Here is a 9,308-nt window from a genome sequence, read left to right as displayed (position 1 = left end):
CTCTACCGAAGGAAATCCCAGTTTCTCAATTACCAATTCGTTATCGAAGCCCCAAATACTATTAGCTTTTTCTATCGCAGCCGCATCCATCGCCCCTGGGTGTGCCTCGTAGATCTGCCAAGCCAATTTTTTCAACTGCTTGGCGATCGCTTGTTCCAACTGTCTCCCCAATGGGTGTTTCACCAAATAAGAAAGCGATCGATTTGAATCCAAACTCGGACAGATAACAGCTGCCCCCCCAATTTCACTAGGGGCTAGGGAAATTTTGGATTGGTAATTGGTAATTGGTAATTGGTAATTGACGGTTGACTGTTATTTCTCGCTCCCCCAGTTCCCCCAGCCTCCCTAGCTCTCTTCCCCCCTGCTCCCTGCACCGAAGCGCTCCCTGCTCCCTTATTTTCCTTATCTTCCAAACTCTGCGCTGCTTTCACTCCCCACAAAGCCAATTGCCCGCCGAGGGAAAAGCCTGTAAACCAAAATGGTGCGGGACAACCCATTGCTTTTGCTTGAGCGGCGATGCAAACAAAATCTTCTCCTTCGTATAACCCATCAGAAGTTAAAGTTGGCGATAACTGAGCTGTTTTACCGTGCGCCCGCCAGTCAAATAGCACTACAGCATAGCCTTGAGCAAAAGCTTTGCGTCCTAAAAGTCTTAAAAACCACTGATTTTCCAAAGTACCTGTAATACCATAAGTCCCAACGATCGTGGCTTTGGGATTTTCAGGAATTGCTACCCAACCAAAGATTGGAACTCCCCCAGCACCGTGAAAAATAACTGCTTCATAATTCGGCTCTGGGTGGCTAGTCGTTTTTTCCCAGTCTTTGCTTGCCCAAAGCGCAGTGTAAACCGTCATGGCTAAGCCATTGCGCAACCACCAAGGCGGCGTAAAGTCAGAATTCAATTTTCCTCGATGCATTTCAGTTATCAGTTATCAGTTGTCAGTTGTCAGTTGTCAGCGAATTCTTACCTCTTGTCCATCGCCTCTTACCTCTCAAACTCGGCGATCGCATTCAATTTTCATCACTTTGTTACAACATTCACCACATGAGCGATAGCTAATCTTTAGAATCATCCGTATAATCAGTACAGCAATCTTTGTATCTGCCCAAGGTTCTTATTGTTCATTAACATTTGTTAATCTGATTTAATAATAATGGCACGAATACTTGTAATTGATGACGATCCAGCAATCTCCGAATTGGTTGCCGTGAACTTAGAAATGGCTGGCTACGATGTCAGTCAAGCAGAAGACGGAATTAAGGGACAGGCTCTCGCACTTCAGTTGCAGCCAGACTTAATTATGCTCGATCTGATGCTACCTAGAGTAGACGGCTTTACAGTTTGCCAGCGTTTGCGACGCGACGAACGGACGGCTGAAATTCCCGTACTCATGCTCACAGCCCTTAGCCAAACTCAAGATAAGGTTGAGGGTTTCAATGCAGGTGCAGACGACTATTTGACGAAACCGTTTGAAGTTGAAGAAATGCTGGCTCGCGTCCGTGCCTTACTGCGGCGTACCGATCGCATCCCTCAAGCAGCCAAGCATAGCGAGATCCTCAACTACGGTCCTCTAACTCTGGTTCCAGAACGTTTTGAAGCTATCTGGTTTACTGAAACTGTCAAATTGACTCACCTAGAATTTGAGTTACTCCACTGCTTGCTTCAGCGTCACGGACAGACTGTTTCGCCTAGCGACATTCTCAAGGAAGTCTGGGGATACGATCCTGACGATGACATTGAAACTATTCGCGTCCACATTCGCCATCTACGAACTAAACTAGAACCAGATCCTCGCCATCCTCGTTATATCAAAACCGTTTATGGGGCAGGCTACTGTTTAGAACTACCTAGCGTAGAGCAAGTAGAGGAAGTAGCTGTAGCTCACGGTAGCAGTCACGAATAAGTCAATTTTTTACAAAAATAGCTGGAGTTAACTTTAATTGTTTGCTCTAGTTGTCAGGAGAAAATGCAGTTGATTTCATCTGCATTTGTCCGTTTTTCTGATATTATATTTTGCATAATAGAAATATAGTCTGAATTTTAAAAAGTAAAAATATTTTCTAGAATAAAGTAAAAGAATAATAACTCAAAAAATAAAAATAAGCAATCCTCCTCAAAACTCTCTCAAAACATTCTCGAATCATTTTTCGCCCTATCATATGTAGAGGCGTTTGTAGAGACGTTACATGTAACGTCTTTACAGGAAAATGTTCCTAAATCAATTTCGTCAATCAATTAAGATTGTTACGCATTGCCTAGCCGCACACAGGCAGAAAAAATATAGGGGCGTACAGATGTACGCCCCTACAAATCAAAAACCGATCGAAGAAACTATGGAGCTAAAGCATTACCCCGTATTAGACTACCGATCGTTTTAGCAGTAATCTTCAACTGAGTAATTGGATTCGCTGGAACCACTGTTTTGTAGAGGTAGCTATCGAACGTTAGCTTCTGCACGTCCAAATCGGCGCACATTTCCACGAATGCCTCACGGGTTGCATCAGAACGATAAAATACGGTTTGCAAAATGTCTAGCACCTTGTACGTTATGCCGTACTTACGATCCCAACGCTTGAGATAAACCTTGAGGTCATCTTCTGTAGGAATGCGGCTACCACCCTGGGAAAATTCCACAATCGTTTCGGCACACATCCGCCCAGACTTAGCCGCAAAGTAAATTCCTTCACCTGATGATTTCGTGACGTAACCAGCAGCATCGCCAATTAGAGCAATTCTGCCCACGACGCGACGGGGACGGGGATGTTCGGGGATGGGGTGCGCCTCAACTTTAATGATTTGACCCCCAGCCAACTTTCTCGCCGCACGAGCGCGAATACCAGCTTGTAGCTGCTTGATGCTGGCTTTATTGACCTGCATCGTCCCCGTACCTACGGCTACGTGGTCGTATTTAGGAAATACCCAAGCGTAGAAATCGGTAGAAACGTCATTACCAACGTACATTTCCGCCATATCTTGGTAATACGCCATTTTATCCTGAGGCAGCCGGATGCGCTCTTGAAATGCGATCGCGAAGTTATATTCTCCAGCGTCCATTTCTTTAGCAATCCGAGAATTTGCCCCATCCGCGCCAATCACCAAATCCACTTTCAGAGTTTTGGCAACACCTTGCGTTCCACCTTCTGAGTGGTCTACATAATGGATGGTATAGGGTTCTTTACTATTTGTCGGAAAATCAAGTTTATGAACTGTGGCATTAATTAAAATTGCGCCCAACTGCGCCGCCCGATTACGCAGGAATCCATCCAGCACTTCGCGGCGACACATTCCAATATATTCGTCTTTATTAACCAAATTGATATCCACCTCGCGGTTAGAGGGGGAAATCATCTTCATCCGTCGTACCTGACGGTCAATAATTTCTGGTGGGAGGTCAAACTCGCTCACCATGCATAGAGGAATCGCACCGCCACAAGGCTTGGCATTATCCAGCTTGCGTTCAATTAGGTAAGTCTCGATGCCAGCTTTGGCTAGGACTTCTGCGGCGGATGAACCTGCTGGACCCGAACCAACGACAGCAACCCGTAGAGTCAAAGTTTTTCTCCCAAACTTCAAATCGCTAAAAATGCATCGTATCACGGTCTTTTACCTGATTTGGCGACTGTGGCAGCAGAGCGGGCAAATTTGCAACAGAGCTTAAAACTTTTTGTAAATATATTTAATGTCTTTTGAGCTGGCTTTGTGTATGTCAAAAACTGCTCATGCACGCACGTAGTCGTACACCACTGCTCGCTGATTAAGCTAAACTTAAGAATTTAAACAAATATAAAAACCTAGTATAGTTTGAGTCTGAAACTTAATATCAAAGTCTAAAAATAGCCTAAATGCCTTGAAATGAACGCATAATGGAATTTTTTACGATTCTTCTGTCTGGCATACTTGGTTTAGTGACTCCAGCAGGGTTAGTTGTAGATCGAACGGCAGAAAATGCTGTTCGCTCTCAATTACAGCACGCAGAGCAGCTAGAAGTGCGAGTAGACAATGCACCTAGTTACCAACTTATACAAGGAAAGGTGGAAAAGGTACGCTTGGCTGGGCGAGGCTTAAGACTAAAGCAGCAGAATATCCGTATTGCTGCTTTAGAACTAGAAACCGATCCAGTTGATGTCGATCCGCGCAGTCTAGGAAAGCAAAAGCTCAAATTACGGCGATCGCTCCATGCAGGAGTGCATTTGCTGCTAGAGCAATCAGACCTCAACCAAGCTTTACCTACCTTGATTGCGCAAATCCAGGAATTTGTGATTCCAGAGTTGGGGGGCGATCGCGCTGAGTCTAGCTCTAACTATAATTTTGTCAATCCACGACTAGAACTACTAGCCAACAATCGCTTGCGCTTTCAAGTCCAACTAGCCGCAGAGGGTGACGACGAACCACTGGCAATTGTCGCTGAGTCAGGATTGATGGTAAAAGGCGGGCGACAAATTCAACTAGTTCAACCAACAGTTGTAGTCGATCGGGAAGCAGTCGCTCAGAATATCGTAGACGAAATCGCCACGAATCTCAGCCAAGAACTCGATTTCCGTCGCCTGGAAGTGTACGGACTGCAAGTGAGAATCTTACAATTAAAAGTAGCAGCCCAAAAATTAGATCTGGTGACTTTTGTGCGCGTCGATCCGTCTTCCTCTTTGTTGCAGAATCCTTCATTGCAGAATTCTAAGTTATAGACTCAGCTAATATATAATTTGCTAATTTGCCTCCTCATCTCACCGATCTCGCGTCCACCCAAGGAGAACTATCCCTATGGTTAAACAACAACAAAATCGCCGAATTCCAGTTAGCGGCTTAGTTGCAGGAATTGCGGCAGTAGCAGTGACAGCAGGAGGCGGCGCAGCTTGGTGGCACTGGCAATCGAACCAAAAACCAACTCGACCAATTGCGCCACCAATTAGCGGGATTCAAGAAGCGCCAAAGCCACAAACTCCACCAGTCGCACAACAACAGGTAGAAGTCTTTTGGCTCAAGGGAAGTGGAGTACGACAGCAGCTGATTGCGACTACAGCCACCACAACGGCTGACATAAAAAAACAGCCTACGGCTGCTCTAAAAACTGCTTTTGATAACTTACTCTCTGGTCCAAAAGATGGATCTGTCAGTACTACCATTCCCCAAGGAACAACACTGCGGGATCTAAAGGTGGAGAAAGATGGAATTCACGTCAATTTATCAGAAGATTTCACCGCTGGCGGCGGTAGTACTGCTATGACAGGGCGAGTAGCACAGGTGATTTACACGGCAACAAGTCTCGATCCAAATGCAAAAGTTTGGATTGAGGTGGAAGGAGAGCCGCTGGAAGTTTTGGGCGGCGAAGGCTTAGAGTTAGAGCAACCGCTGACGCGCCAAAGTTTAGGAGAAAACTTTACACTTTAGCCTGCTACATTTGATAAGAATTATGAAATTAGCAGCGATCGAGAGATCGGGCATCGCCAGCAGCAAACTGTGGCATAGATAACTCCTCAACGTTTTCCATTGCCATTGAGTACCCGAAATTGGCGGGCTTGATGTTCGACTCGGGTAGCAAGTCGATGACAGACAAGATTCCATAATTGGAAGATCATGTCATCCTCAACGCGGTAGTAGGCGGAAGTGCCTTCACTACGGCGACTGAGAATGCCTGCCTGCCACATGATTTTTAAATGTTTGGAAACGTTGGCTTGGCTAGTCTGAGTTGCATCCACCAATTCTTGAACGCACTTTTCACCATCGCGTAACAGGCTGAGCAGCCGTAGGCGCATTGGTTCGCTTAACAAGCTGAAATACTCTGCTACTTGTTGCATAACCTCTGGAGGTACAGGCTTGGTTAATTTCATTAGAACTGACCCGTAGAAAGATGTCGCAAGATAGTTGGCAGTGATGCCAAATAGTTAACTGGTAATTAAAGTAGTTAACCATTAATCGGGGTTTATGCGCATCAGTGGCTGTCCATATTCCACTGGTTCGCCATTTTGCACCAAAATTTCAATCACTTGTCCAGATACTTCGGCTTCAATCTCGTTCATCAGCTTCATAGCCTCGATAATACAGACAGTTTGACCGGATCTAATGCGATCGCCAACTTCTACAAATGATGGTTCGCCAGGGGCAGGAGCGCGGTAAAAAGTTCCTACCATAGGAGAGGGAATTTCCGCAAACTTTTGTTCTATGGGCGCTGACGCAGCCATCGAGACTGTGGCGGAATTGATGGCAGTAGAATCAACTCGGCGAGAAACTGAATCTGTGCCAGCAGGCATTTTAGCAGAGTCGAAGTGTAATTCTGTTGCCGTTAGGTTACTACTTTCTCCTGCTATAGCGGATGCAGGTGCAGTGCTTTGAAGACCCGTACCCTTACGTACTGTCAGCTCAAATTCCTGCGTTTTTAGGGTGAGTTCCTCAATTTCAGTTCGATCCAACGCCAACAATAGTTGACGTATTTCATTTAAATCCAGTGACACAGCAAATTCCTCTTCAATGTCATTTGTCATCAGTCATCAGTCATTTGTTGTCATTCCACTCATGACACATGACAAATGACAAATGACTCCTAAAAGCAATCATTCTCCCCGACCGAGATAAGTATCGTTACGGGTATCGATCCGAATGCGTTCCCCTTGAGTAATAAATAAAGGAACCATGATAGTAGCACCAGTCTCGACAACAGCAGGCTTAGTACCACCTGTAGCCGTATCACCGCGCACGCCAGGATCGGTTTGCACGATTTCTAGCACGACAGAATTCGGCAATTCTACTTCCAACACTTGTTCGTCCCAGCGGACGACATTCACTTCCATACCATCTTTGAGGTACTTGACGCGATCGCCAATCTGTGCAGCCGTCAATCGCGCTTCCTCGTAGGTTTCCATCTCCATAAAAACGAAATCATCGCCGTCTTTATAGGTATGTTGCATCGTACTCTTTTCTAGATTGGCTTGGGGAACTGTTTCACCAGCACGGAAGGTTCGTTCCACTACGCTACCAGACTGGACGTTTTTTAACTTTGTCCGCACAAAAGCCGAGCCTTTTCCTGGCTTTACATGAAGGAATTCCACCACCCGCCAAACAGATCCATCTAGGACAATACTTACGCCTGGTCGAAAGTCATTACTAGAAATCATGGAACAATAGACTCACTCATCATGCAGGACAATCGGCAATCTATTTTACATCCTTTCGGTAAGGGGTAGGAGCGAGGGAAAGAAGGGGCGTAGGATGTCGGTCAAATTTGGATTTTAAATTTGTGATTTTAGATTTAATCCAAAATTCAAAATCTAAAATTCCCCTTGTCCCCCTTGTCTCCCTTGCCTCCGAGAGTCCCCCTTGTCCTCAAAAATCCCTCACTCCTCACTCCGGACTTCGTCCCGCTTCGCTAACGCTCCTCGCCCCTTACTATGGCAAAATGACGATCGGGTCTCACTAAGTTATGCGCGAAGTTATGAGCGAAGATCGCGTTGCGCGTATCCGCGCCCTACCATCGCACTGCGGCGATGGAGAGCAAAAATCCCTCGCAGCATACCCCTTATAAGAGCTAGAACATGACAAAATTTTGCCAACGCTGGCTAAAAAATATTTCGATCGCAATAATGCCGATCGCATTTTGTTGGAGTCTGAGTATAGCAGTCTGGACTCCTACCTCCTACGCCGCACTACCAGCAGGAAATGCTATCACTGATGGTAAAGCTTTGTTGCGTTACGCCCTGCCAATTGACAACCAACCCGTCAGGCAACTGCAAGCAAGTTTAGAAGATATTGCCAATCAACTGCGAGCCAACCGCCGTTGGGGTGCGATCGCTAACGACCTCAAAGGCGCTTCTAGGGCAATCTCTAATCCTGAAAAAATTCTGAGTAGCGTTCCCGCAGAACGCCAGCCTCAAGCAGAAAAGATAATTGCTCAAATTAAAGATGGCATTCCCAAACTTCAAGAAGCAACAGATAAGAAAGATAAAGAAAATATCTGGGTCGAACGCGCTAACATACTCAATTTAGTTAGCGAGTTAGAAGAGTTGATGGTCAAAGAATTTCCCTATGAAGTCCCCGCTCAATACTCTAACTTGCCTCAACTCAAAGGACGGGCAACGATCGCATTTAAAACCAATAAAGGTGACATTACTGTGGTTGTAGACGGCTACAGCGCCCCCGTCACCGCAGGTAATTTTGTCGATCTCGTTCAACGGGGCTTCTACAACGGATTAGAATTCATCCGTGCTGAAGATTCCTACGTTTTGCAAACAGGCGATCCCCCTGGGAAAGACCAAGGATTTATCGACCCCAACACGGGTAAGTACCGTGCCGTTCCTTTAGAAATTCTGGTCAAAGGCGATTCGGAACCTACATACGGCGTAACGTTAGAGCAAGCCGGTCGTTACACTGACGAACCAGTATTGCCCTTTTCTGCCTACGGTGCAGTTGCAATGGCAAGACCGGAATTTGAGCCTGATGGTGGTTCTTCCCAATTTTTCTTCTTCTTGTTTGAGCCAGAACTAACTCCAGCCGGACGTAACTTACTAGACGGGCGCTACTCTGTATTTGGTTACGTTACCGAGGGTAAAGAAGTCCTAGAAAAGCTAAAAGCAGGTGACAAAATCGAATCAGCTAAAGTCATCCAGGGTGCAGACAAATTAGTTCAACCCCAAGTAGCATAACTAGGGAGTAGGGATTTGTAGGGGCGGGTTTAACAGATATGCCTAAAGACAAACAAAAAGTTCAGCTAAACCCGCCCGCAGAAGAGCCAGTGGAAAAGAGGGCTGAGGGAGATAAGAGAGCAGGCGTTGCTGGGGAAGCTGAGGAAGCTGGGGGAGAGAAACCACGTGCTACTCACCACTCACCACTCTCTTTTCCGACTCCCAACTCCCGACTCCCGACTTCCCACAAACTATCAACCCAAATCGAAGCAATTCTTTACTTAAAAGGCAAACCGCTATCAGTCGCAGAAATTGCCGAATACGCACAGTGCGATCGCCCTACCGCTGAAGAAGGACTGATCGAACTGATTGAAGACTACGCCCGTCGCGGCAGCGCCTTAGAGGTTGTCGAAACACCTACAGGCTACAGTCTGCAACTGCGCTCTGGTTTTCAGGACTTGGTACACAGGTTAATTCCTCTCGAACTCGGAGTGGGGGCTTTACGCACGTTAGCAGCGATCGCCCTTCACAGCCCAATTGCTCAAAATCAACTCGTCGAGCTGCGCGGCTCTAGTGCTTACCAACACGTTCAAGAATTGGTAGAACAAGGATTCGTCCGCAAACGCCGCCAGTCAGATTCTCGCTCCTCCCTACTCCAATTAACCGAAAAATTTCATCAATACTTCCAAATCGAGCAA

General features: G+C 46.2%; 9 protein-coding genes and 2 pseudogenes. 5 read left to right on the top strand and 6 right to left on the bottom strand.

The genetic code is table 11. The features are described from left to right. Together ACRC32_RS02490 and ACRC32_RS02485 are read right to left on the bottom strand one after the other, a co-directional pair. Positions 1-249, bottom strand: a pseudogene (locus tag ACRC32_RS02490) (esterase); the annotation flags it as partial. A 158-nt stretch (positions 250-407) separates the two neighbouring features. Further along, positions 408-917 (bottom strand): annotated as a pseudogene (locus tag ACRC32_RS02485) (esterase); the annotation flags it as partial. A gap of 237 nt (positions 918-1,154) precedes the next feature. Between ACRC32_RS02485 and ACRC32_RS02480 the strand changes: the two are divergent. Beyond that, the gene (locus ACRC32_RS02480; RefSeq protein ID WP_015155910.1) at positions 1,155-1,904 is read left to right on the top strand and encodes a response regulator transcription factor; all 750 of its coding nucleotides are present in this window, start codon (positions 1,155-1,157) and stop codon (positions 1,902-1,904) included. A 428-nt stretch (positions 1,905-2,332) separates the two neighbouring features. Here ACRC32_RS02480 and chlP read toward each other — a convergent pair whose 3' ends face one another. Continuing rightward, positions 2,333-3,553 (bottom strand): geranylgeranyl reductase, encoded by a 1,221-nt coding sequence (gene chlP, locus ACRC32_RS02475; protein WP_438552492.1) that lies wholly within the window; start codon positions 3,551-3,553, stop codon positions 2,333-2,335. Positions 3,554-3,864: 311 nt separating this feature from the next. Here chlP and ACRC32_RS02470 point away from each other — a divergent pair, with 311 nt between their 5' ends. Together ACRC32_RS02470 and ACRC32_RS02465 are read left to right on the top strand one after the other, a co-directional pair. Further along, the gene (locus ACRC32_RS02470) at positions 3,865-4,683 is read left to right on the top strand and encodes an LmeA family phospholipid-binding protein (RefSeq protein ID WP_438552490.1); all 819 of its coding nucleotides are present in this window, start codon (positions 3,865-3,867) and stop codon (positions 4,681-4,683) included. A gap of 76 nt (positions 4,684-4,759) precedes the next feature. Next, positions 4,760-5,386 (top strand): GerMN domain-containing protein, encoded by a 627-nt coding sequence (locus tag ACRC32_RS02465; RefSeq protein WP_438552489.1) that lies wholly within the window; start codon positions 4,760-4,762, stop codon positions 5,384-5,386. A gap of 86 nt (positions 5,387-5,472) precedes the next feature. Here ACRC32_RS02465 and ACRC32_RS02460 read toward each other — a convergent pair whose 3' ends face one another. The 3 genes from ACRC32_RS02460 to efp form a co-directional block, all read right to left on the bottom strand. Next, on the bottom strand, positions 5,473-5,826 hold the full coding sequence (locus tag ACRC32_RS02460; RefSeq protein WP_015155914.1) for an ArsR/SmtB family transcription factor: 354 nt from the start codon (positions 5,824-5,826) through the stop codon (positions 5,473-5,475). Between the two features lie 81 nt (positions 5,827-5,907). Next, positions 5,908-6,477: an acetyl-CoA carboxylase biotin carboxyl carrier protein gene (gene accB / locus ACRC32_RS02455; protein WP_438552488.1), complete on the bottom strand. Its 570-nt coding sequence runs from the start codon at positions 6,475-6,477 to the stop codon at positions 5,908-5,910. Between the two features lie 69 nt (positions 6,478-6,546). Next, positions 6,547-7,107 carry an elongation factor P gene (gene efp / locus ACRC32_RS02450; protein WP_317108143.1) on the bottom strand — a complete coding sequence of 187 codons (561 nt, stop codon included), beginning with the start codon at positions 7,105-7,107 and terminating at the stop codon, positions 6,547-6,549. A 417-nt stretch (positions 7,108-7,524) separates the two neighbouring features. On the opposite strand from efp, the gene ACRC32_RS02445 reads away from it, so the two are divergent. Both ACRC32_RS02445 and scpB read left to right on the top strand, forming a co-directional pair. Then, entirely contained in the window at positions 7,525-8,631 is a 1,107-nt protein-coding gene (locus ACRC32_RS02445) for a peptidylprolyl isomerase (RefSeq protein ID WP_438552487.1), read from the top strand. Positions 8,632-8,873: 242 nt separating this feature from the next. Further along, positions 8,874-9,308: SMC-Scp complex subunit ScpB (scpB, locus tag ACRC32_RS02440; RefSeq protein WP_438552491.1), on the top strand; the 435-nt coding region annotated here is incomplete at its 3' end.

Origin of the sequence: Chroococcidiopsis sp. (genome assembly GCF_051657925.1) — a bacterium.
GTDB lineage: Bacteria > Cyanobacteriota > Cyanobacteriia > Cyanobacteriales > Chroococcidiopsidaceae > Chroococcidiopsis.
The sequence above is the reverse complement of the archived record's forward strand: the minus strand, read 5'-3'. Positions and strand labels throughout refer to the sequence as shown.